Here is a 21,365-nt window from a genome sequence, read left to right as displayed (position 1 = left end):
CAAACCAATAATGCCAAATAAAATTCTTAAACATCATGTTTACACAATTTTAAATCTTGTGTGCCTTCTTGTTTTTATGCTTCCTTTTGTTCTTTTTTCCCAAGGGGAAAAACAAGGTGAAGCCAAGGCACCCTTAAAATTGTATATCGATTGCAATTGTGATAAGAACTTTTTACGTCAAGAAATTGCGTATATAAACCATGTTCGCGATCAGGCCCAGTCTAACATAAAATTGTTTGTTTACGACATTGCCAATGGCAGTGGGGGGAGGACGTATATGCTGGAGTTTGAGGGGATAGAGGATTATCAAGAGATCTTTGGGAAGCTTTCATATGAAACGACTTCGAGTATGACCGATGACGAGGTGAGAAAGGGACTTTTAAAAAAGGTGCAATCGGGACTCCTTCAATATATTTTAGAATCGGATATGGCTGAAAATATTACCTATACCGTGAATGATGGAGGATTGGGGGAAGTGCAGGAAGTCGACTTTCGTGACCCTTGGAACAACTGGATCTTTGAGGTTTATGGTGAGGCTAAATTAAAGAAGGAGTCGAGCCGTAAAGAGTTTGAATACGAATTAGGTTTTCAGAGTGATCACGTGACCGAAAAGCTAAGGATACGCAGTGATGTAGAGCTGAACCAGGCCAATAAGGAATTCGTTAAAGATGACGAAACCTTTACCAGTGAACGCTTTCGGTATTCTGCCGATGGTAGTGTTGTGGCAAGTCTGTCGGATCATTGGTCCTCGGGCATTTTTGTGGGCGTACAGCACAATACCTTTACGAATATTGATTTTAAATACTATGTGACCCCGGCTATCGAATATAATATTTACCCTTATAAGGAGGTGCTTCGTAGGGAAATTGTATTCGCCTATAAAATCGGTTATCTGCATAACGATTATATTGAGCCGACTATCTTTGAAAAAATGGTCGAGGGTGTTTTTAATCATTCCTTGGATGTGCAGGTAAGGTATCGCCAACCTTGGGGCAATGTCTATGCGCGCTTAAGGGGCTCTACGTTTTTAAATGATTTTTCTAAAAATAGAATTCAGCTGAACGGAAGTTTTTCGGTACGGCTGTTAAAGGGCTTGGCGGCCCGGTTTTCGGGTAGGTTCGAGCTTATACGGGACCAGATAAACCTTCCGGCTGGAGATGCTTCGTTAGAAGATGTGTTGCTACAGCAAAAGCAGATCGCTACGGATTATGAGTCGAATTTGAGCGTTGGGCTAAGCTATACCTTTGGTTCAGCCTTTAACAATGTAATCAATACAAGGTTGTAGTAGGGCAGTGTCGGGCAAGAAAACCAAAGATATATTTTCTCTAAGCTCGTTAAAGATTATATTTGCTTAAAAAATTGCAAAAACATGGAGCTTAATCTTACGCGTCCCATTTGTTTTTTTGATTTGGAAACTACGGGAACCAATGTTGCCAAAGACCGAATTGTAGAAATATCTGTGTTGAAAGTATACCCTAACGGGAATAAGGAGAGCAAGACTTGGTTGGTAAACCCTGAAATGCAAATACCGGACGAGGTCGTGGCCATACACGGTATTTCAAACGAAAAGGTGGCCAATGAGCCTACTTTTAAGGAGTTGTCCAAGACCATTTACGCGATGATAAAGGACTGTGATTTGGGCGGATTTAATTCTGACCGTTTCGACATTCCCTTATTGGCGGAAGAAATGCTTCGGGCCGAAATCGACTTTGATATGAAAAGTATGGTCTCGATAGATGTGCAGACTATTTTTCACAAGATGGAAAAGCGAACCCTTGCCGCGGCCTATAAATTTTATTGTGGGAAAGATTTGACCGATGCGCATAGTGCGGAGGCCGATACCCAGGCTACCTATGAGGTGCTTTTGTCGCAGTTGGATCGATACCCCGAGCTTGAGAACAACGTAAAAAAATTGGCTGAATTTTCAACCCATCGGCAGTTCGCCGACTTTGCAGGCTTTTTGGGCTATGATGAAGATGGTGTTGAGGTGTTCGCCTTTGGTAAGCATAAGGGTAGAAAGGTGTTGGATGTTCTTGAAAAAGAGCCTGGCTATTTCGGGTGGATTCTTAATGCCGACTTTCCCCTGTATACCAAAAAGGTGTTGACGCAGATCAAATTGAGCCAACTGAACAATAAATTAGGGTAGGGCCTAAATCGGTACACATGAAACTTATTTGTATAGGGAGGAACTATGCTGCGCACATTGCCGAATTGGCCAATGAACGCCCTGAAGAACCGGTAGTGTTTATCAAGCCCGATTCCGCAATCCTGCCTAAAGAACAAGATTTTTATATCCCCGAATTCTCTAACGATGTCCATTACGAGGTTGAAGTATTGGTCAAGATCAACAAGGTGGGCAAGCACATCAATGAAAAGTTTGCGCATAAATATTATAGTGAAGTAGGCCTAGGTATTGATTTTACGGCTAGGGACCTACAGTCAAAACTAAAGGAAAAAGGCCTGCCTTGGGAAAAGGCAAAAGGGTTTGACGGAGCCGCCGTTATAGGTGAATGGCTTCCGAAAACCGATTTTGAAGATTTGAACCGTATAAATTTTTCGCTGTTCAAGAATGGTGAGGAAGTACAAAAGGGAAATACAAGTCTCATGCTCTGGAAGATAGATGAACTTGTGGCTTATGTTTCTCGTTTTTTTATGTTAAAAAAAGGCGATATAATTTTTACCGGAACGCCTTCCGGTGTTGGAAGAATTGAAGCAAATGATTACCTTTCGGGTGTTCTTGAAGGGCGTGAGCTTTTTCATTTAAAAGTAAAATGATGATTTACAATCTTGATAAAATCAATGAGATGGCTGAAGGGGATGAGGATTTCATCAACTCTGTAATTTCTGTATTTTTAGAAGAAGTGCCACAGGATTTAGAAGATCTTGAGATTGCACTGAACGATCAAAACCATGACCAAGTGTATAAATTGGCCCATAAAATCAAGCCGAATGTGGATCTTTTGGGGATGGAGCAGACCCGTGCCGCTGCATTGCAAATAGAAACCCTGGGTAAGGCAGGGGCAAATATTTCGGAGATAGAGCAAGTCTTTCCCTTGTTAAAAAAAGATATACATCAAGTCGTTTCCGAGTTGAAAAAAGATTTTAGTATTTAATGTTTGCCGAAATCATTACCATTGGCGACGAAATCTTAATCGGTCAGATCGTCGATACCAATTCGGCCTTTATTTCTAAGGAACTGAATAAAATCGGGGTTTCGGTATATCAGATTACTTCGGTTCAAGACAATAGGGAACATATTCTTCAGGCCCTTGAAGAAGCCAGGGCTAGGGCTCAGGTGGTAATTATGACCGGAGGGCTCGGGCCGACCAAGGATGATATTACCAAACACACCCTCTGCGAGTTTTTTAATGATACCTTGGTGGAAGACGCAGGTGTGCTGGCCCACGTGGAAGAGCTTTTTGAAAAGTATATTTCATCTACTCCTATATCCGATATGAACAGGATGCAGGCCTTGGTGCCTTCTAAGGCGACCGTGCTTCATAATGCGCTCGGTACGGCTCCGGGAATGTGGTTTAAAGAAGAGGGCGTGGCCTTTGTTTCCTTGCCGGGTGTGCCCTATGAAATGGAGAATTTGATAGTAAACCAGGTCATTCCTAAAATCATTGAAGATTTTGAACGTCCATATATCCTGCATAAGACCATAGTAACTTATGGCTTGGGAGAAAGTGCCATTGCCGAGAGATTGGAACAGTGGGAAGACCAGCTTCCCCCCTTCATCAAACTGGCCTATCTGCCCAATTTGGGAAAAGTCAGGTTGCGCTTAAGTGCTAAAGGGCCAGATAGACAAGCCTTGGTCGATGCGGTAGAGGCGGAGTCCCAAAAACTGCCGGCACTCATAGGCGACATCATGTATGGAACCGAAGACGAGCAAACCTTGGAAGAATTGGTGGCCAAGACCTTAACGGAAAAAGGCCTGACCTTGGCTACGGCAGAAAGCTTCACCGGAGGAAAGATCGCAGGGCAACTGACGGCCTTGCCGGGGGCTTCAGCCTACTTTAAGGGCAGTGTCGTGAGTTATGCCACAGAGACAAAGATAAACGTGTTAAAGGTGCCCAAGGATGTAGTGGGTAGATATTCCGTGGTCAGTGCCGAGGTGGCCGAGGCCATGGCTAAAAACGTAAGAAGTTTATTAAAAACCGATTATGCCATAGCAACCACGGGTAACGCCGGCCCGACAAAAGGGGATTCGGATGCCGAGGTCGGAACGGTCTTTTTGGCCATTGCAACACCGACAGGTGTTCATGCCCAAAAATTCAATATGGGCAACCATAGAAATCGTATTGTGGAGAAGGCGGTAAACAAGGCTTTAGAGCTGTTACAAAAAGAAATTTCAAAAATCTGAAATATTCTTTTGTCCATCCCATAAAAATGATATAAATTTGCACCCTGTTTAAAGAAAAATCAGCGCGATGTCAAAAGTTTGTGAAATTACGGGAAAGAGAGCGATGTTCGGTAACAATGTATCGTTCTCTATCAATAAGACCAAAAGAAGGTTTAATGTCAATCTTTCTAAGAAACGTTTTTATATTCCCGAAGAAGACCGTTGGGTAACTTTGAAGGTTTCAGCAAAAGCGTTGAAAATTATCAACAAAAGGGGTATTTCTGCGGTTTTGAAAGAAGCAAAGGCAGAAGGATTGGTAAAATAAGCTAGAATACGATGGCAAAGAAAGGAAATAGAATACAGGTTATTTTGGAATGCACCGAACATAAAGATTCGGGCATGCCTGGTACTTCAAGGTATATCACTACCAAGAACAAAAAGAACACTCCCGAAAGAATGGAGATTAAAAAGTTCAATCCTATTTTAAAGAGGATGACAATCCATAAGGAGATTAAATAAGTTTTCGTATCAACGGGGACATAAAAGAAATTAGTCATGGCAAAGAAGACGGTAGCAAGTTTACAGACAAGTTCAAAAAGATTGACAAAAGCCATTAAAATGGTGAAATCGGCAAAAAGTGGTTCTTATACTTTTGTTGAATCCGTTATGGCCCCAGAAGCGGTCAATGAATGGTTGTCTAAAAAGTAAGATACTTTTACAGTATGATGAAGCCTCTTCGTAAAGAAGGGGCTTTTTTTGTTGCTCCTATCCCGAGATGGGGAAACCTGGGGTAAAAATGGAATGCTTTAAAGCCATGGTGGTGTCAATTAAAGTAAAAACTTCCGCCTTACTTTATTATCTTTGAGCCTATTAATACAAAGAAAACATGAGTTTGTTCAAGAATATATTTTCTTCAAAGAAAAAGGAAAGCCTTGATAAGGGCTTGGAGAAATCTAAAACTTCCTTTCTCTCTAAGCTTAGCAAAGCGGTTGCCGGTAAGTCTAAAGTAGATGACGATGTACTGGATAACCTAGAGGAAGTTCTTGTTTCTTCCGATGTTGGGGTCACCACCACCTTAAAAATTATTGACCGCATCGAGGCTCGTGTCGCTAAGGATAAGTACATGGGTACCGATGAGCTCAATACTATTCTTCGCGAAGAAATATCCGGTCTTCTTTCCGAGACCAATTTGGGGAACCAAACGGAATTTTCCGTACCGCAAGATAAAAGACCCTATGTCATTATGGTGGTAGGTGTAAATGGAGTGGGGAAGACCACGACCATTGGTAAGTTGGCCTATCAGTTTAAAAAGCAGGGCTTGAAAGTGGTTTTAGGTGCAGCCGATACCTTCCGTGCTGCGGCCATCGATCAATTACAGGTGTGGGCCGATCGTGTTGACGTGCCCATCGTAAAACAAAAAATGGGCAGTGATCCGGCTTCTGTCGCTTTCGATACCTTGAGTTCGGCCGTCAAGCAAGATGCCGATGTCGTGATTATCGATACGGCAGGTCGACTTCATAACAAGGTGAACTTGATGAACGAGTTGACAAAGGTGAAACGGGTAATGCAAAAAGTGGTCGATAATACGCCCCATGACGTTTTGTTGGTACTCGATGGTTCAACCGGGCAGAATGCTTTCGAGCAGGCCAAGCAATTCACCAAGGCCACGGAAGTAACTTCGTTGGCAGTTACCAAATTAGACGGTACCGCAAAAGGAGGTGTGGTCATCGGTATCTCCGATCAATTTCAAATTCCCGTTAAGTATATTGGCGTCGGAGAGGGAATTGAAGATCTACAGGTGTTCAATAAGCATGAATTTGTAGACTCCTTCTTTAAGGTATAACGGCATTTAATTTAGCCCACAGTTCATTATCGAAGCTTGAGAGTCCTAATTGGTTTTCTCCTGCACTTTCACCACACCTAACAATAACCAGACCTTTGCTAGGGACCACATAGATTTTCTGGTCGTTGGCACCTAGGGCCGCAAATAGGTCGGAGGGAGCATTGGGTATAAGTGCGCTCGATACCACTTCTTGGGAGGTCGTACCCATATAACTTTGTTTTCCGTTTAGCCACCACAAATAGCCATAGCTTTTATTTAGTTCTTGGGAGGTATCGGTCATTTGGTCGAAGTAGGTTTTGCTTACGATCGAACTCCCGTCCCAACTGCCTTTGTTCAGGGCGAGTAGTCCAAAGCGAGCCATGCTTCGGGTGGTACTGTTATATAGGTTCAAACCTAGGGCTTTGGTCCAGTTTCCCTGCATTCCGATCCGGTCTTCAAGTTTGGCTTTTCCGTAGCTCTGGAAGTCCATTCCCGTACTTTGGGTCAGAATATTTTGAAGAACGATAAAAGCCCCTTGATGGTAGGCCCAACGGGTGCCGGCATCTGCAGTATACTCCAAACAGCTTGGGGTCGTGCAGACCCATGGTATGTAGTCACCTACATGGTCGGTTAGGCCGGAGGTCATGCTTAAATGGTGCTGTACGGTAATCAGGTTTTCCTTTTCTATAGGTAGTGAAGTCCAATTCGTTCCGAGATAATCGGAGGTTTTGTCGGTAATATGCAGCAGGCCTTCCCCTTGTGCAATACCGGTGATGGTCGCCGTCAGGCTCTTGGCGGCGGAGAACCAGGTCCATTGGCTATCGGCAGTATGGCCGTTGAAGTATTTTTCAAGAACGATACGGCCGTCTTTTAATGCCATAAAGCCCTTGGTACGGTTTTCCTCTAAATACTCATATAGGTTTTCTATTTCCGTTTCGTTCCAATCGAGTTGGGTAGGGGTGAGTGTTTCCCAAGAGGTACTTGAAGTGGTAGGAAAATACATGCCCTGTGGAACTGGGGCGATTTCGACTTCGGGTTCTACCTTGTCGTAGGAACAACTGAAAAGAACTAGTAAAAGGAAGCATAGCACAGTGCTGGTGGTATATTTCATGACCTCGATTTCTTATAGGACGTCAAATGCCTATTAAAGTTTAACGCAATTCAAGAAGAAATCGTACCAAAAGGAAGCCGTTCGTTCATCTTGTTGTATTTTTGCGGTCAATTTCCAATTATGAGAACAAAATCGCAGAAGCAGAATAAAATCAATGTAGTTACTTTGGGATGCTCGAAAAACGTGTATGATTCCGAAGTGCTCATGGGGCAGTTGCGTGCCAACGAAAAGGAAGTGGTACATGAGGAGGAAGGTAATGTTGTTGTAATTAATACTTGCGGCTTTATCGCCAATGCAAAAGAGGAAAGTGTCAATACGATTCTGGAATATGTTCAGAAGAAAGAGGCCGGTGAAGTAGATAAGGTATTCGTGACCGGATGTCTTAGTGAGCGCTACAAGCCCGATTTGCAAAAGGAAATTCCGAATGTAGACGAGTATTTCGGTACCAGTGAACTTCCTAATTTATTGAAAGCCCTTGGTGCCGATTATAAGCACGAGCTTATAGGGGAGCGTTTGACGACCACGCCAAAAAACTATGCCTATTTAAAAATTGCCGAAGGTTGTGATCGACCTTGTTCGTTCTGTGCCATTCCTATTATGAGGGGCAAGCATAAGAGTACACCTATTGATGATTTGGTGACCGAAGCTGAAAAATTGGCCGCAAAGGGAGTGAAGGAACTGATTCTCATTGCGCAAGATTTGACCTACTACGGTCTGGACCTCTATAAAAAGCGAAACTTGGCCGAGCTATTGCAAGCTTTGGTGAAAGTTGAAGGCATTGAGTGGATCCGATTGCATTATGCCTTCCCGACGGGCTTTCCTTTGGATGTTCTTGATGTAATGAAGGAAGAACCTAAGATCTGTAATTACTTGGATATTCCCTTGCAACATATTTCAGATTCCATCCTAAAAAGTATGCGTCGCGGTACAACACAGGCCAAAACGACTAAGTTGCTAAAAGAATTTAGGGCGGCGGTACCTGAAATGGCCATTCGTACCACGTTGATCGTCGGTTATCCTGGGGAAACCGAAGAAGATTTCCAAACCCTAAAAGAATGGGTGGCCGAAATGCGTTTTGAGCGATTGGGCTGCTTTACCTATAGCCATGAAGAGAATACCCACGCCTATACCTTGGAAGATGATGTTCCCGAAGAGGTCAAGCAAGAAAGGGCTAACGAGATCATGGAGCTGCAATCACAAATTTCGTGGGAGTTGAACCAAGAAAAAATCGGACAGACCTTCCGTTGTATTATTGATCGTAAAGAAGGAACCTACTTTGTCGGACGAACGGAATTCGATTCCCCCGATGTTGATAACGAAGTCCTTATCGATGCGTCAAAATACTATCTGAAACAGGGAGAGTTTGCAAATATAAAAATAACCGATGCCGCAGATTTCGATCTGTACGGCGAGCCGGTATAGTGATATGCCCTAGAAATAGGGCCTTTTTTGTAAAGAATTGAAAACCTGTATCGTTCGAGACAGGTTTTTTTATGGGCGGACTTCTGCGCTTATTTTAAACGTACGAATTACACTTCAATATTATTCACTACTTTAGGGGAAACCAATCGTAGCGGTGTAAACTGCCACTACGGTGAGATAAAAATAACCCTAGAACTTTAGTTGAATAGTATGGATGACTTGCGAATCGAAAAAATAGAACTCTTTAAAGTACCGCCACGTTGGCTTTTTCTCAAAATAACCACGAAAAGTGGGATCATAGGTTGGGGCGAGCCGGTTATAGAGGGCAAGGCCGCTACGGTCGAAGCCTGTGTAAACGAATTGTCACAGTATCTTATCGGTCGTTCGGCCAATGATATAGAAGATATTTGGCAGACGCTCTATGGTGGTGGTTTCTATCGCGGCGGGCCTATTCTTATGAGCGCTATTTCAGGAATAGACCAAGCGCTTTGGGATATTAAGGGCAAACACCTCGGTGTTCCCGTATACGATCTCTTAGGGGGTGCGGTGCGAAAGAAAATGAAAATGTACTGCTGGATAGGAGGGGATCACCCCGAAGTCGTTCTGGAGCAGGCAAGGGAAAAAGTAGAGCAAGGCTACAAAGCCGTAAAAATGAATGCTACGGGAGCCTTTGCGTGGATCGATTCCTTACAGAAAATTAAGACCGTGGCCGATAATATCCGATTGCTTCGGGAGGAGTTTGGTGATACTTTGGATATCGGACTCGATTTTCACGGAAGAATACATAAAGGCATGGTCAAACGTCTGATCGACGAACTGGCGCCCTACAACCCTATGTTTATCGAGGAACCGGTGTTGAGTGAGAACAAGGAAGCTTTTGATCATATTTACCCATATACCAGTATTCCAATAGCAACCGGCGAACGTATGTTTTCCCGTTGGGATTTTAAGGAACTTTTGCATAGGGGAACGGTAGATATCATCCAGCCCGATTTAAGCCATGCCGGGGGAATCTCGGAAGTGCGAAGAATCGCGGCCATGGCGGAAGCTTATGACGTAGCCCTGGCGCCACATTGTCCCTTGGGCCCGGTAGCGCTTGCCTCATGCCTACATGTAGATTTCAATTCCATTAATGCGGCAATCCAAGAAAGTAGCTTGGGTATTCATTACAACAAAGGTTTTGATCTGTTGGATTATATGGACAATCCCGAAGTGTTCGATGTTAAGGATGGCTATATAGAACTTCTGAAAAAACCGGGCCTCGGGGTAGAGATCAACGAAGAGAAGTTGAGGGAAGGCCAGAAAATTGGGCATAACTGGGCCAATCCTGTCTGGCGAAATGAAGACGGTAGTTTTGCCGAATGGTAAAAAAATAATAGCTTAAATATCAGTTTTCGAGTGATTTAGTTCTTAAATTAATCCAACTTTAACCAACCACCTATGCTTTATCTTGTAGCTTTAATTTGTGCCCTGACCTTTATTATCATGGGCATTGTCCGATGGAAAATCCATCCATTTTTTGTGCTTTTACTGGCTGCCATTGGCTACGGATTCATCACCGGAATGGGCGTAGAGGCTATTATCGACTCGGTAAACAACGGTTTTGGTAGCATCATGGGCAAAATCGGACTTATTATTTTCTTTGGTGTGGCCATAGGAACCGTACTCGAAAAATCAGGTGGGGCTATGGTCATTGCTACGCGTATGATTCGGCTTATTGGCGAGAAATCCATTCACTTGGCCATGATGCTTACGGGCTATCTTCTTTCGATTCCCGTTTTTGCCGATAGTGCCTTCATTATTATGAATTCGCTGAACAAGGCCCTTTCCGAAAAGGCCAAGGTTTCTTATGCCGGTACTACCGCCGCCTTGGCATTGGGACTGACCGCCACCCATGTAATGGTGCCGCCGACACCCGGGCCAATTGCCGCGGCCGGTATTTTGAATGCGGAATTGGGTAGTGTTATTTTATGGGGATTGATCGTTAGCTCTTTGTCTTTGGTCAGCTGCTATTTTTTTGCAACCAAAATAGCTTCCAAAGTACATGTACCCATTCGGATGGAAGTTGCTCCCGATGTGGTACATCGACCCAAATTGTCGCTTTCCTTGTTGTGTATTATAGTGCCGATTATTCTGATTGTTTTAAAATCGGTTTTTGATTATCCGGAACTTTATATGACGGACATGGCGGTATATCCGGTCATTGCTTTTTTGGGTACTCCTGTAATAGCATTGCTGATAGGGGTGGCTTTGTCTTTATTGCTTCCTGAGAAGTTAGATGCGCAAGTCTATTCGGCAACAGGTTGGTTGGGCGATTCATTGCGTATTGCCGCACCCATAATTTTAATTACGGGAGCAGGGGGCATTTTTGGGGCCATGCTTCAAAACTCTGGTTTCGCCGAGTTGATTACCGAAAGCTTTTCGGGTATGTCCATAGGTTTATTTTTTCCTTTTTTATTGGCAGCCTGTTTGAAGACTACCCAAGGTTCCTCTACGGTGGCCTTGATAACAACGGCTTCCATTGTCGCGCCTATGATGCCCGCCTTGGGCCTAGATGAAACCTTTATGAAAACGATGACGGTTTTGGCCATTGGAGCCGGTTCTACCGTAGTTTCACACGCCAACGATAGCTTCTTTTGGGTGTTTACCACATTAACGGGAATGGACGTCAAGCAAGGAAATCAGATACAGACGGTTGGGACCTTGGTTTTAGGTACTTCGGCCATGACCTTGATATTCTGTATTTCACAACTTATGGGCTAAGTATCTGGGATAATCGATTTAAAATAATTGGACATGAAAATAATTTTAGCATTTGTTTTAGTGATGGGCCTTCACACCACACTTGTTTCACAAGAAAGGGAAGACCGCTTTTCAGTTGAGATTCTTGATAGTGAGGCATTACAGGTTATAGATGCCAATGCGAAAATTGAAGTTATAGGCAGTGGATTTGCATGGACGGAAGGCCCCTTGTGGATTGCGGATGGCGATTACCTCTTGTTTTCCGACATCCCGAACAATACCGTATTTAAGATCGATGCCCTAGGAAATACTAGCGAATACCTCAAGCCTTCAGGTTATTTGGGTAAAAGCGATTACGGGGCGGAGCCCGGTTCGAACGGATTGCTGTTGAACCCGAAAGGGGAGCTTGTGTTGATGCAGCACGGGGAACGGCGGGTAGCCAAAATGAAAAGCGGGTTGAACGCCCCTAAGGCAAATTATGAAGCAATTGCCGATTCATTTGAAGGGAAGCGCTTTAACAGCCCGAATGACGGTGTTTTCGATGCCGATGGGAATCTCTATTTTACCGACCCGCCTTATGGTTTGCCCCAACAGATGGACGATCCCCAAAAAGAACTCGATTTTCAAGGGGTGTATTGTTTAAAAACCTCGGGGGAAATCGTTTTGGTAGATAAATTATCAAGACCGAATGGTATTGCGGTAAGTCCCGATGCTTCCAAATTGTACGTGGCGGTTTCGAATCCCGAACACGCCGTATGGTACCAATACGATATTTTATCAACGGGAAGGGTCGAAAACAAAAGGATATTTTACGACCTAACCCCATTGGTAGGTCAAGAAGGGCAACAAGGCCTGCCCGATGGTATGAAGATGCACAGCAAGGGCTATCTGTTTGCTACGGGCCCTGGTGGGGTATGGATTTTTAACGGATCGGGAAAACCGTTGGCCAAAATCCATACCGGTGAAAAAACGGCGAATTGTGCTTTCGGAAAAGATGAAAAAATACTGTACCTGACTGCCGATGATTATATATTTAGGGTTTTGCTTAAGTAAAACATGATATCTATTTATACAAAAGCCCCCCGGAATGTCGGGGGGCTTTGTAGTTGGGAATACTTGCGGACTATACCAAGTCATTGACTATTTTGGCCCATTTTTCGGCGGTTTGCAGCTCTCCGTTCAGTTGTAGGTTGTTATGGCTGTTGAAAAGCTCAAAAACAATATTGCGACTGTCGGCAGGACGGGTAGTGAACACCAGTTCGATTCGTTCGATGACCTGCTCTACCTTTCCTTTATTTCGGAAAGTCTTTCCAATTCTAGAAGCTTTGCACGACTTTACGTCTTTCAGGTCTACCGAAAGTTTTTCAGAAGCGTCTCTTTCTTCCTTATAGAAAAAAACAACCTTTTTATTGGTGTCCATTCCTATTATAAAATCGCCCAAATATTCGTGTTGGTGTATTTTACAGTTTTCTTGTTCCGCAAAACTACTTAGGGAGCGGAGCATTGCTTTTTCTTTTTTCTTGACACTTCTGGTAACCAAAACAAAGGGGATTACACATACTAATACTGATATGGCCCCTACAAGGGACGTACCTAAATCTAAATTCATTTTTTTAAGTTTTTTGAATGGATAAATAGGGCAGTGCGCGGAGCAGGCCCGATGGTAATGGGTCAAATCGAAGATTTGACATGGGTTACTAAAAAAAATGATTTACCAGAAGTAGTGAAAAGGGAATATAATATCCGTCTTTCGGTAAGAAATAAGCAAGTTTTTCGAAAAACGGGTGTATTGGGTAATCTTGCTTTCAAAGATGTGCTCGCTGGCCTTATAATAGCCCAAAACCTTGTCAGGGCCTTCAAGCCAATCAGCGGAGTTGCTCGATGGGCCGTCGATCGCTGTTTCCGATTCGGAGGTATGGCAGTAAAGCTTGGCCGATACCGAAGAGATAGATTCTTTAGGGGAATGGCTTTGGTTTTCAGCCGAAAGGGTCTGGTCGGTATTTAACCCCATGCCGATGGCGCAGCAATAAATTGCCGTCAGCACAAATAAACCAAATACCTTTTTAACCGATTTCATTCGGCAAAGGTAAAATTATATTGGTTTGTAGATGTTAAAAAAAACTAATGATTTAGACATTCTTGAACGGCGTTCAATCCTTCCATGTTGTCGGAAAGTACCACCAAGGTATCGCCCTGTTGAATTTCGGTGGCCCCTTTGGGGGTAATGTAAACGTCGTCTCGTTTGATCATGGCAATGATGGCGTTCTTGGGAAAGTTTAAATCGACGATTTTTTTGTTGACCGAAGAGCATTGGGCCCCAATGGTGATCTCCTTCATGACCGCCTTGGGTATTTCGGCGAGGAACTTCTCTTTTTCGTATATACGCTTGGCCTTTTCGGGAAGGCCTACGTGTAGCCATTTCGCCACTATGGCCAAGGTTGTCCCCTGAATAAGGACCGAGGTCACCGAAATAAAGAAAACGATATTAAAAATGATATGCGCCTTATCGATGCCCGCCAATAGGGGGTAGGTGGCAAACACAATGGGTACGGCTCCCCGAAGACCTACCCATGAAATATAGAAACGCCTACGCAGTTTCATTTTAATGAACATCAGGCTAATGAATACGCCTATAGGGCGCGCTATAAAAATCAAGAACAGTGAAATGGTCAAGCCAATGCCGATATAGGGTACCACATGACTGGGGAAGACCAAAAGCCCTAGTGTAAGGAAGAGCACGATCTGCATCAGCCAGGCCAAACCATCGAACATACGAAAGATGGTTTTTTTATGGATGAGATCTTGATTGCCTAAATAAACGGCACAAATATAGATGGCCAAAAACCCGTTTCCTCCTATAAAATCGGTTGCCGAAAAGGTAATGAACATCATAGTGATGACCAGTACCGGGTAAAGCCCTTCAAAATCTAATCTTATCTTGTTGATGACCAGTTTACTCAACTTACCAAAACCGAAACCGGCCGCGCCACCAAGGATCATCTGTTGTAAAAACAAGGGGACTATAGAGGCCAGTCCTTGATCTTGGTTTACGACCAAGGAAAGAAAGGCAATGGTAAGTACGTAGGCCATGGGGTCGTTACTACCGCTTTCGAGCTCCAGGGTCGGTCTAAGGTTGGTTTTTAGGGCGAGGCTTTTCCCGCGTAGAATAGAGAAAACCGCAGCGGCGTCGGTAGATGAAACTATGGAGCCTAGCAGTAAACTTTCATAGATGGTAAAATCGGTTACATAGTATACAAATACACCCAATGAAACCGCGGTGAGCAATACGCCCAGGGTGGATAGCAAGATGCCTTCTTTGAGAATGGGTTTTACGGCAGGCCAACTGGTATCGAGACCTCCTGCGAACAAAATAAAATTCAGCGAAACTACACCGATGAATTGGGCAATTTTTGGGTCGTCGAATACAATACCACCTATACCCTCCGATCCGGCCAACATTCCGATGCCCAAGAAAAGTAGCAAGGTAGGCACCCCAAATTTGTACGAGGTTTTACCTACGACAATGCTAATAAAGAGTAATAAAGAGCCAATTAAGACAATATTTTCGATAGTAAGATTCATTCGCTTAGCATGCTTAAAAAATATCTGTGCAAGATATTGTTTCTAGGCAAGGAAATCAATCAAAAATAGGGGGGAGTTAGCATTAATATCAATAAAAATTGACTAGAAAGAATGTAAAAATGCCATTACCATCGCGAAGCCATAGACATGTTTCGCTAACAATGGTAATGGCATATCCGAAAGCGTCTATGAAACTGCGTTTTCAGTTTTTTTATAATACTTCTTTCGTAGCCAAAACGAAACCCGAACCAGCAAAATAAGGGCGGGAACTTCTACCAAGGGCCCGATAACCCCGGCAAAGGCTTGGCCTGAATTTAATCCGAAGACGGCTATGGCAACCGCAATGGCCAGTTCAAAGTTGTTTCCGGCGGCGGTAAAGGCCACTGAAGTAGTTTTGTCATATGTGGCCCCCGTGGCTTTTGTAACGAAGAAACCTATGATGAACATAAGTGCAAAATAAATGAGCAAGGGTACGGCAATGATGAGCACATCCATAGGGATTTCAACGATAAGCTCGCCTTTTAAGGAAAACATGACCACTATTGTAAAAAGAAGCGCAACCAAGGTCATGGGTGAGATAGTAGGAATGAATTTTTTTGAATACCATTCCTCTCCTTTTAAGCGCACGAGAATAGAGCGGCTCAATATGCCCAGAACGAAGGGTATGCCTAGGTATATGGCAACGCTTTCGGCAATGGTGGCAATTGAAATATCAACGATGGCCCCGTCAAAACCAAAATAAGGAGGTAGTACGGTAATAAAAATATAGGCATAAAAACTATAGGCAAACACCTGAAATATACTGTTCAGTGCCACAAGTCCGGCCCCATATTCACTACTGCCATCGGCGAGGTCGTTCCAAACCAGTACCATGGCGATGCACCGTGCCAAGCCGATCAAAATGAGCCCGACCATATACTCCGGATAATCTTGAAGAAAGGTAATGGCCAGCAAAAACATAAGAACGGGCCCAATAATCCAGTTGAGTACCAGTGAAATGGATAAAATCTTGATATTTCTAAAGACCTTGGGGAGTAGGGCGTAATTTACCTTGGCCAAGGGCGGGTACATCATAAGGATGAGGCCGATGGCAATAGGTATATTGGTCGTTCCACTGCTTGCGGAATTTATCAGTTCGGGAAGCTGGGGAAAAAAATTGCCGATAGCGACACCGAGTATCATGGCGGCAAATATCCAAAGCGTGAGGTAGCTGTCTAAAAAACTTAACTTTTTAGCCATTTTTAGGGGTTATTTTAGAGAAAACAAAAAATAGTTCGGTAGCAATTTGAATACTTCTTTCATGGTACTTTTCTGCCTGCTGTGGGGTGTTGTCGAAAACTTTTGGGTCTTCAAATGTGATGGGGATCCGTTTTTCGGCCCCCGCAATAAATGGGCAGCCACCATCGGCCTGACTGCAGGTCATAATGGCCGCAAAACTTGATTTGGGGTTAAAATCGTCATCCAAGGTTTTTGAAAAACAAATGACAGGGTGCTCGTTGGGGGCATATTTAATGCTGTATACGGGATTTTTGTCATCGGATCTTTTTACCACATCAAAACCGGTATTGCCCAGTGTTTCGGCAGCCATGGGAAACAAAGCCGTGGCTTCCGTTCCTCCGGAATAGCAAAAAACGTTCTTGATATTGAAATGATAGGCCATGGCCTGTGCCCAGACTTGCGAAAGATGGCTTCTGCGGGAGTTGTGGGTGCAAATAAAATTCAGGCGTATGGTTTCATCGGAATCAACCTTGCCCTGTATAAAGTCGATTAGGGGTTGCAATACCGTTTTTCGCGCATCGGAAATAGAACCTATTTGTAGGGAGGCAATGGTATTTTCAATTTTTTCAAAAGTTTTCATTGAAATATGTTTAGTTGGAAATTTAGGTGAAAGGCTTAGCAACACCCGCTCTTAGGATCACAAGAACTTCCTTGTCCCAAGTCGGAAAATTGAAGTTTCGGTTTTTCGGTAGGAATGCCACAGTTTTCTTTGGCCAAGCAATCCGTTTGTTTGGTCGTTAACAAGAAGTTGGTGCCGTCAAAATCCAAACCGAACTTGCCGATGGTATCCCCTTGGTATTCGACCTCGATTTCAAGGTTGCCTATGCCCAAGGTCTTTTCTGAAAGTTCTATAATGTGCAATAGCTTTTCGGGGTGTAGTCTGTGGTCGTAGTCGTTGGCGTTCCAGAGTTGAAAGTTTACGACCTCTTCGTTGCGTACGGTGCCCCCGCAATCTATAAAGTGTTTGGTGATTTTACCTATTTCCGTCACATGAAAGTGGCTCGGTACCAATTCCCCATTGGGAAGTTGAAAGGCTATTTGTTCTAGTTTAGAAAGTGCTGATTTGATTTCCGATAGTTTCATAATCTATTTTTTATTTATTGTGATTTTACGATTAAGTAGTTCAAATTTTTTTAGCAACAATTCGATTTTGGAAGGTCTTGATCCAAGAATTTGAACATGACTTCCTTCATTTGTGTCCAATTTTCCTTATGAATGCAATAACAAACACTGGTTCCTTCAACGGTGCCTTTTATAAGGCCTAGATTCTTGAGTTCTTTCAAGTGCTGTGAAATGGTAGGTTGTGCCAATCCTATTTCATTTACCAAGTCGCCACAGACACAGGCATTTATTTTAAATAAATGCTCAAGTATGGCTACCCGTGCCGGATGCCCGAAAACCTTTGCATAGAGTGCAATCTCATTTTGAAGGTCTGTGAATATTTCGGTTTTGGCGAGTCCCATACTTTTGTATTTGTATATTGCAATATTACGATTAATAGGGATGCGGAATTAAGTTCGGGGGAATTTTAACAGAATTTTATTTTAAAAGGGGCTAGGGTTAAATTTTCAAAAGGCAGTTGAGTCGTATGGAATTCCCTTTATCGTCATCGGTAACCAGGGCCAGTCTCAGCTTGCCATCGGGAGTTTTTTCGGCCACGGTGACCGATTCTACTTTTAGGGGAGTGTCGTTGTTCGGTATGGCCGCAACCCTGTATTTTTTCGAAAAAGTATTGTTGACAATAGGAATGGCCCCGATAAAGCTTCCTGCAATTTGGCCATCGTAGTAGGCCGTTCCTGTTTTTTCTACGGATGCGGTAAAGAGAACAAGGTTTTCCTCTTCCAAAATCGTGGCTCCTGAAAAGCCAGACTCAAAACCATCGATCTGCGGTAGTTTGTAAACTAGGGCCTGAGGTTCGGAAAAAGCTTTTCTTCCTTCCAAATAATCGAGCAAATCGGAATAATCAAAAATGAAGATAAGGTTTTTGCCCCTGTTGAAGAGATAAATGTTTTCGTGGTATACGGCTACCCCCTCAATGTTCAGGTGTGCACCATCAAGGGCGTCGTGCTTTCTTAAATGGTCGTAGAATTCCGAAATCTGATAGGTACTTACATTGATATTATCGTTTAAGGTGATGTGCAAAAAAATATCTCTTTCAGGAGATTTTGCCCCAGAACCAAAAGCTAGGATCTCGTTTTCGTTAACGCTTTCCAAGGCTTCAAAATCGGGTTTTTTAACCTTATCAAGCCTATTTCCGTCTAAGAGCTCCGTGGAATAGATGAGCGATTTGTCAAGTACGCGTCCATCTTCGTCGACCTTGAAGAGGTAGGGGGAGTCGTCACCTATTACGAAAAATTGGTCACCGGTCTTTGTGATGCCGGAGGCGCTGGGTACGTTTTCGAGTAAGGTGGTATCTATGACTTCTAGCTCCAAAAGGGGCCTGTTGCAGGTGGTAGCAACGGTTAGCAGCAAGGAAATAAAGGCTATTTTCATTAGAAATGTTTCTTGGTGAAAATGGAAATATCAGCCTACATAACTAACGGCCCATTTGGGTTCACCTTTTATTGTCGGAGCAAATTTAGCCATTTGTATAAAAACAATACCCTTTCGGGCAAGGGTTTGATCGATCTATCTTGGTATTGGGGAACGGAACTTAGGTGTTCTTGATGTGATAGAACAATAACTCGACCGTGTCGCCCGGCAAGCGTATCGTTCCGTTTTGGTGAAGGCCCAGTTTAGAGAGTAATCGTTGTGAAGCTTTATTTTCTATGCTCGTAATCGCGGATAGTTCTTCAAGGTGAAAGATATCGAAAGCCATTTCTTTTAGCTTGTGTGCGGCTTCAAAGGCATATCCTTTTTTTGCATATTCGGGTAGAAAAGCGAACCCGATATCGATACAGGGTAGGCCATCCCGTTCGTATAGACCGCAAGATCCGATTTTGGCACCATCGGAGGTTCGAACTATGGTATAGTTGCCATAACCTAACTTTTCGAACTGAGGCCTTATTTTTGTATTGATATAGGTTTGGGCATCGCCTATCGTATACACCTTTCGATCACCAATATACTTTATCCAACCGGGAGAATTGAAGAGTTCGTGAATAAAGACCGCGTCTTCTACGGTGGTCGGTTTTAGGTCTAATCTTTCGGTGTTAAATGTCATGGCGATTATGTAGGAATAAAGTGTAGAAAACGAACGTTTTTAAATTCGTTATTTTTTCTTTTTTCTTGGTATCGGTATTTTTTTGTTAAAATTTCCATGTGCGTTCTGGTCGGTGTCGTCCCAAAGTGCTTTTTTTTCGTATAACCTTTAGGGAGGCTTGATTGAGGTCAAAACTCCCATCAAACCAAATCGATATAGAATACCGAATAATGTCTAAAAGTAGTAAAATTGAGAGTAGAGGGGGGGTAATTATCATGATTATTGTGGCATTATTGGCCGTTATGGAGGTGGTGAACAGCAAATTGGAAGAAAAGATTGCCAGCTCTAATTATAAGTATGTCAGTTATTCAAATTGGTACAATGCAAAGAGTATCAAGCAGATATTAAAAGAAAACCAGCGAGATTACCTAGAATCGTTGCGGAGTGCAGGCTTGGTGGAAGATGAGAAAATGGATCAGCTGGATTTCAGGATAGAGATGACCGACGACCTGATCCGCAAATACGAAGAGGAAAAAACCGAAATACTACTGGGTTCCGATAATATTCCCCGTTCGGCCTGGTCGCAAGACCTTGATGGCGAAATGGGAAAAATAGTGGGGCTCCGCGCTTGGGAGGAAGTAGGTATCTCCAATCGAAAACTAGTGGCGCAAATAGATATCGGTATACTTTTTCTTCAGATCAGTATTCTTTTTGGTGTTCTGGGTATGATCATTCATGACAACCGAAGATTGCAAGAGGTCTTTACAGGGCTGATGATCGCATCGGGCTTTATAGGGCTTGCGGTTAGTCTATACGGGTATTATTCCGTGTTGTAAATCGGTTTTTTTAATGAATTCGCCCTAGTACGGATTACCTGATAGGCCACCATGCTTCGCTTTGGGTCTCCGATAAACGATAGGGTTCTCCTAACTTGGGGAAGGTGACCTCCAAACCTTTTTCCTTGGCCGTATTTTTAAAGATTGTGGCAGGTTCTGTCCAATCGTGTTGTGCCAATGCGAATCCCGCCCAGTGTACGGGCATGGCTTTTTTTACTTGTGCGTCAAGTGCCGCCTGAACACTTTCTTCAGGAAACATATGGATCTGTCGCCACTTTTCATTGTACTGTCCCGCTTCCATAAAGCCAAAATCGAAGGGCCCAAGTTTTTTTCCAATCGTTTTGAAGTGTTCGCCATAGCCACCGTCACCACTGAACCAAATACTGAGATTTTCTGATTTAAAGGCCCATCCGCCCCAAAGTGATTTGGCCCTGTCGGTCAGTCCCCTTCCCGAGAAGTGCCTGCTAGGGGTAAAGGTGATTTGAATGTCGGCATAGGTGGTATCGTCCCACCAGTCGAATTCGGTAATCAGGCCAGGGGCTATGCCCCAAGCGACCAAATGACGTTTGACACCAAGGGCTACGTAGTATTTTTTGGTCTTGTTCTTTAATTTTTGAATGCTGTCATAATCGAGGTGGTCATAGTGATCATGGCTCAGTAGCATTAGGTCGATTTCTGGAAAATCGTCGATGACCGCCAATGTGTTTTCTGAAAAGCGTTTGGTCTTGAACGGGGCGATAGGAGATGCATTGGCCCCCAACATAGGGTCTATTATTATAGTCTTTGCCTTCATCCGCATCAAAAGGGCCGAATGTCCGTACCAAATGCAGTTGAAGTCGGAGTCTTCCCGTAAAAAGGATTCTTTGTTGAACGGGGCTATGGGCAGGGGTGTTGCGGGTTCCCTTTTTTCTTTATCGGTAAACTGTCGGTATAGAAGTTTGGGGATGTCCCAAAAGCTGATGGACATTCCCGTGTCTACCAGGTTTTGAAACTTGCCTTCTTTCCAGTTTTCCGATTGGCCGTACCGTTTAATGAGGGTGTCGGTCAATTGGCCCCCAAATTGTTTTCTAAAGTTTTTCAAGTAGTCG

25 protein-coding genes are annotated in these 21,365 nt (G+C 43.5%); 14 read left to right on the top strand and 11 right to left on the bottom strand.

Features of this window, described 5'->3' with window-relative positions:
• Nucleotides 1-76 precede the first annotated feature (76 nt).
• The 9 genes from BW980_RS22195 to ftsY all read left to right on the top strand — a co-directional run bounded on the left by BW980_RS22195 (nucleotide 77) and on the right by ftsY (nucleotide 6,185).
• Nucleotides 77-1,285 carry a hypothetical protein gene (locus BW980_RS22195; protein ID WP_083690531.1) on the top strand — a complete coding sequence of 403 codons (1,209 nt, stop codon included), beginning with the start codon at nucleotides 77-79 and terminating at the stop codon, nucleotides 1,283-1,285.
• A gap of 84 nt (nucleotides 1,286-1,369) precedes the next feature.
• The gene (locus BW980_RS18470) at nucleotides 1,370-2,146 is read left to right on the top strand and encodes a 3'-5' exonuclease (RefSeq protein ID WP_076456637.1); all 777 of its coding nucleotides are present in this window, start codon (nucleotides 1,370-1,372) and stop codon (nucleotides 2,144-2,146) included.
• Nucleotides 2,147-2,163: 17 nt separating this feature from the next.
• Nucleotides 2,164-2,775, top strand: coding sequence for a fumarylacetoacetate hydrolase family protein (locus tag BW980_RS18465; RefSeq protein WP_076456636.1), 612 nt, complete (start codon nucleotides 2,164-2,166; stop codon nucleotides 2,773-2,775).
• On the top strand, nucleotides 2,775-3,113 hold the full coding sequence (locus BW980_RS18460) for an Hpt domain-containing protein (protein WP_076456635.1): 339 nt from the start codon (nucleotides 2,775-2,777) through the stop codon (nucleotides 3,111-3,113). The genes BW980_RS18465 and BW980_RS18460 overlap by 1 nt, the downstream gene beginning before the upstream one ends.
• Nucleotides 3,113-4,363, top strand: a complete 1,251-nt coding sequence (locus BW980_RS18455) for a competence/damage-inducible protein A (RefSeq protein WP_076456634.1) — start codon at nucleotides 3,113-3,115, stop codon at nucleotides 4,361-4,363. The genes BW980_RS18460 and BW980_RS18455 overlap by 1 nt, the downstream gene beginning before the upstream one ends.
• Nucleotides 4,364-4,430: 67 nt before the next feature.
• Complete coding sequence (gene rpmB, locus BW980_RS18450; protein WP_076456633.1) at nucleotides 4,431-4,667, top strand: 50S ribosomal protein L28; 237 nt, start codon at nucleotides 4,431-4,433, stop codon at nucleotides 4,665-4,667.
• Nucleotides 4,668-4,678: 11 nt separating this feature from the next.
• Nucleotides 4,679-4,861 (top strand): 50S ribosomal protein L33, encoded by a 183-nt coding sequence (gene rpmG, locus BW980_RS18445; protein ID WP_013991977.1) that lies wholly within the window; start codon nucleotides 4,679-4,681, stop codon nucleotides 4,859-4,861.
• A gap of 36 nt (nucleotides 4,862-4,897) precedes the next feature.
• Nucleotides 4,898-5,050, top strand: coding sequence for a DUF4295 domain-containing protein (locus tag BW980_RS18440; protein WP_076456632.1), 153 nt, complete (start codon nucleotides 4,898-4,900; stop codon nucleotides 5,048-5,050).
• A gap of 178 nt (nucleotides 5,051-5,228) precedes the next feature.
• Nucleotides 5,229-6,185 (top strand): signal recognition particle-docking protein FtsY, encoded by a 957-nt coding sequence (ftsY, locus tag BW980_RS18435; protein ID WP_013991975.1) that lies wholly within the window; start codon nucleotides 5,229-5,231, stop codon nucleotides 6,183-6,185.
• Here the strand turns inward: ftsY and BW980_RS18430 are convergent.
• Entirely contained in the window at nucleotides 6,175-7,275 is a 1,101-nt protein-coding gene (locus BW980_RS18430; protein WP_076456631.1) for a serine hydrolase domain-containing protein, read from the bottom strand. The genes ftsY and BW980_RS18430 overlap by 11 nt on opposite strands.
• Nucleotides 7,276-7,395: 120 nt before the next feature.
• Between BW980_RS18430 and rimO the strand changes: the two genes are divergently transcribed.
• From rimO to BW980_RS18410, 4 genes are all read left to right on the top strand, one after another.
• Entirely contained in the window at nucleotides 7,396-8,697 is a 1,302-nt protein-coding gene (rimO, locus tag BW980_RS18425) for a 30S ribosomal protein S12 methylthiotransferase RimO (RefSeq protein WP_076456630.1), read from the top strand.
• 210 nt (nucleotides 8,698-8,907) lie between these two features.
• The gene (gene dgoD, locus BW980_RS18420) at nucleotides 8,908-10,065 is read left to right on the top strand and encodes a galactonate dehydratase (RefSeq protein ID WP_076456629.1); all 1,158 of its coding nucleotides are present in this window, start codon (nucleotides 8,908-8,910) and stop codon (nucleotides 10,063-10,065) included.
• A gap of 72 nt (nucleotides 10,066-10,137) precedes the next feature.
• On the top strand, nucleotides 10,138-11,460 hold the full coding sequence (locus BW980_RS18415; protein ID WP_076456628.1) for a GntP family permease: 1,323 nt from the start codon (nucleotides 10,138-10,140) through the stop codon (nucleotides 11,458-11,460).
• A 33-nt stretch (nucleotides 11,461-11,493) separates the two neighbouring features.
• Complete coding sequence (locus tag BW980_RS18410; protein ID WP_076456627.1) at nucleotides 11,494-12,492, top strand: SMP-30/gluconolactonase/LRE family protein; 999 nt, start codon at nucleotides 11,494-11,496, stop codon at nucleotides 12,490-12,492.
• 70 nt (nucleotides 12,493-12,562) lie between these two features.
• On the opposite strand, the gene BW980_RS18405 is transcribed toward BW980_RS18410, so the two are convergent.
• From BW980_RS18405 to BW980_RS18365, 9 genes are all read right to left on the bottom strand, one after another.
• Entirely contained in the window at nucleotides 12,563-13,048 is a 486-nt protein-coding gene (locus BW980_RS18405) for a hypothetical protein (protein ID WP_076456626.1), read from the bottom strand.
• Between the two features lie 102 nt (nucleotides 13,049-13,150).
• Complete coding sequence (locus BW980_RS18400; protein WP_076456625.1) at nucleotides 13,151-13,516, bottom strand: hypothetical protein; 366 nt, start codon at nucleotides 13,514-13,516, stop codon at nucleotides 13,151-13,153.
• Between the two features lie 44 nt (nucleotides 13,517-13,560).
• Nucleotides 13,561-15,021 (bottom strand): potassium/proton antiporter, encoded by a 1,461-nt coding sequence (locus tag BW980_RS18395; protein ID WP_076456624.1) that lies wholly within the window; start codon nucleotides 15,019-15,021, stop codon nucleotides 13,561-13,563.
• Nucleotides 15,022-15,207: 186 nt separating this feature from the next.
• Nucleotides 15,208-16,260, bottom strand: coding sequence for an ACR3 family arsenite efflux transporter (gene arsB / locus BW980_RS18390; RefSeq protein WP_076456623.1), 1,053 nt, complete (start codon nucleotides 16,258-16,260; stop codon nucleotides 15,208-15,210).
• The gene (locus tag BW980_RS18385; protein ID WP_076456622.1) at nucleotides 16,253-16,879 is read right to left on the bottom strand and encodes an arsenate-mycothiol transferase ArsC; all 627 of its coding nucleotides are present in this window, start codon (nucleotides 16,877-16,879) and stop codon (nucleotides 16,253-16,255) included. The genes arsB and BW980_RS18385 overlap by 8 nt, the downstream gene beginning before the upstream one ends.
• A gap of 35 nt (nucleotides 16,880-16,914) precedes the next feature.
• Entirely contained in the window at nucleotides 16,915-17,382 is a 468-nt protein-coding gene (locus tag BW980_RS18380) for a DUF6428 family protein (protein ID WP_076456621.1), read from the bottom strand.
• A gap of 50 nt (nucleotides 17,383-17,432) precedes the next feature.
• Nucleotides 17,433-17,762 carry an ArsR/SmtB family transcription factor gene (locus BW980_RS18375; protein WP_013991963.1) on the bottom strand — a complete coding sequence of 110 codons (330 nt, stop codon included), beginning with the start codon at nucleotides 17,760-17,762 and terminating at the stop codon, nucleotides 17,433-17,435.
• Nucleotides 17,763-17,859: 97 nt separating this feature from the next.
• Nucleotides 17,860-18,792 (bottom strand): DUF6929 family protein, encoded by a 933-nt coding sequence (locus BW980_RS18370; RefSeq protein ID WP_083690530.1) that lies wholly within the window; start codon nucleotides 18,790-18,792, stop codon nucleotides 17,860-17,862.
• Between the two features lie 160 nt (nucleotides 18,793-18,952).
• Nucleotides 18,953-19,462 (bottom strand): GNAT family N-acetyltransferase, encoded by a 510-nt coding sequence (locus BW980_RS18365; protein WP_076456620.1) that lies wholly within the window; start codon nucleotides 19,460-19,462, stop codon nucleotides 18,953-18,955.
• A gap of 209 nt (nucleotides 19,463-19,671) precedes the next feature.
• On the opposite strand from BW980_RS18365, the gene BW980_RS18360 reads away from it, so the two are divergent.
• Nucleotides 19,672-20,277, top strand: a complete 606-nt coding sequence (locus tag BW980_RS18360; RefSeq protein WP_076456672.1) for a DUF4337 family protein — start codon at nucleotides 19,672-19,674, stop codon at nucleotides 20,275-20,277.
• Between the two features lie 34 nt (nucleotides 20,278-20,311).
• Here BW980_RS18360 and BW980_RS18355 read toward each other — a convergent pair whose 3' ends face one another.
• On the bottom strand, nucleotides 20,312-21,358 hold the full coding sequence (locus tag BW980_RS18355) for an MBL fold metallo-hydrolase (RefSeq protein ID WP_076456619.1): 1,047 nt from the start codon (nucleotides 21,356-21,358) through the stop codon (nucleotides 20,312-20,314).
• Between the last annotated feature and the right edge of the window lie 7 nt (nucleotides 21,359-21,365).

It is taken from the genome of Zobellia uliginosa (assembly GCF_900156625.1).
GTDB classification, from domain to species: Bacteria; Bacteroidota; Bacteroidia; order Flavobacteriales; family Flavobacteriaceae; genus Zobellia; species Zobellia uliginosa.
The sequence above is the reverse complement of the archived record's forward strand: the minus strand, read 5'-3'. Positions and strand labels throughout refer to the sequence as shown.

Bases quoted from the DNA above. Each gene is read 5' to 3' on its own strand.
- BW980_RS22195 (WP_083690531.1), top strand. From the start codon at position 77: ATGCTTCCTTTTGTTCTTTTTTCCCAAGGGGAAAAACAAGGTGAAGCC.
- BW980_RS18470 (WP_076456637.1), top strand. From the start codon at position 1,370: ATGGAGCTTAATCTTACGCGTCCCATTTGTTTTTTTGATTTGGAAACT.
- BW980_RS18465 (WP_076456636.1), top strand. From the start codon at position 2,164: ATGAAACTTATTTGTATAGGGAGGAACTATGCTGCGCACATTGCCGAA.
- BW980_RS18460 (WP_076456635.1), top strand. From the start codon at position 2,775: ATGATTTACAATCTTGATAAAATCAATGAGATGGCTGAAGGGGATGAG.
- BW980_RS18455 (WP_076456634.1), top strand. From the start codon at position 3,113: ATGTTTGCCGAAATCATTACCATTGGCGACGAAATCTTAATCGGTCAG.
- rpmB (WP_076456633.1), top strand. From the start codon at position 4,431: ATGTCAAAAGTTTGTGAAATTACGGGAAAGAGAGCGATGTTCGGTAAC.
- rpmG (WP_013991977.1), top strand. From the start codon at position 4,679: ATGGCAAAGAAAGGAAATAGAATACAGGTTATTTTGGAATGCACCGAA.
- BW980_RS18440 (WP_076456632.1), top strand. From the start codon at position 4,898: ATGGCAAAGAAGACGGTAGCAAGTTTACAGACAAGTTCAAAAAGATTG.
- ftsY (WP_013991975.1), top strand. From the start codon at position 5,229: ATGAGTTTGTTCAAGAATATATTTTCTTCAAAGAAAAAGGAAAGCCTT.
- BW980_RS18430 (WP_076456631.1), bottom strand. From the start codon at position 7,275: ATGAAATATACCACCAGCACTGTGCTATGCTTCCTTTTACTAGTTCTT.
- rimO (WP_076456630.1), top strand. From the start codon at position 7,396: ATGAGAACAAAATCGCAGAAGCAGAATAAAATCAATGTAGTTACTTTG.
- dgoD (WP_076456629.1), top strand. From the start codon at position 8,908: ATGGATGACTTGCGAATCGAAAAAATAGAACTCTTTAAAGTACCGCCA.
- BW980_RS18415 (WP_076456628.1), top strand. From the start codon at position 10,138: ATGCTTTATCTTGTAGCTTTAATTTGTGCCCTGACCTTTATTATCATG.
- BW980_RS18410 (WP_076456627.1), top strand. From the start codon at position 11,494: ATGAAAATAATTTTAGCATTTGTTTTAGTGATGGGCCTTCACACCACA.
- BW980_RS18405 (WP_076456626.1), bottom strand. From the start codon at position 13,048: ATGAATTTAGATTTAGGTACGTCCCTTGTAGGGGCCATATCAGTATTA.
- BW980_RS18400 (WP_076456625.1), bottom strand. From the start codon at position 13,516: ATGAAATCGGTTAAAAAGGTATTTGGTTTATTTGTGCTGACGGCAATT.
- BW980_RS18395 (WP_076456624.1), bottom strand. From the start codon at position 15,021: ATGAATCTTACTATCGAAAATATTGTCTTAATTGGCTCTTTATTACTC.
- arsB (WP_076456623.1), bottom strand. From the start codon at position 16,260: ATGGCTAAAAAGTTAAGTTTTTTAGACAGCTACCTCACGCTTTGGATA.
- BW980_RS18385 (WP_076456622.1), bottom strand. From the start codon at position 16,879: ATGAAAACTTTTGAAAAAATTGAAAATACCATTGCCTCCCTACAAATA.
- BW980_RS18380 (WP_076456621.1), bottom strand. From the start codon at position 17,382: ATGAAACTATCGGAAATCAAATCAGCACTTTCTAAACTAGAACAAATA.
- BW980_RS18375 (WP_013991963.1), bottom strand. From the start codon at position 17,762: ATGGGACTCGCCAAAACCGAAATATTCACAGACCTTCAAAATGAGATT.
- BW980_RS18370 (WP_083690530.1), bottom strand. From the start codon at position 18,792: ATGAAAATAGCCTTTATTTCCTTGCTGCTAACCGTTGCTACCACCTGC.
- BW980_RS18365 (WP_076456620.1), bottom strand. From the start codon at position 19,462: ATGACATTTAACACCGAAAGATTAGACCTAAAACCGACCACCGTAGAA.
- BW980_RS18360 (WP_076456672.1), top strand. From the start codon at position 19,672: ATGTCTAAAAGTAGTAAAATTGAGAGTAGAGGGGGGGTAATTATCATG.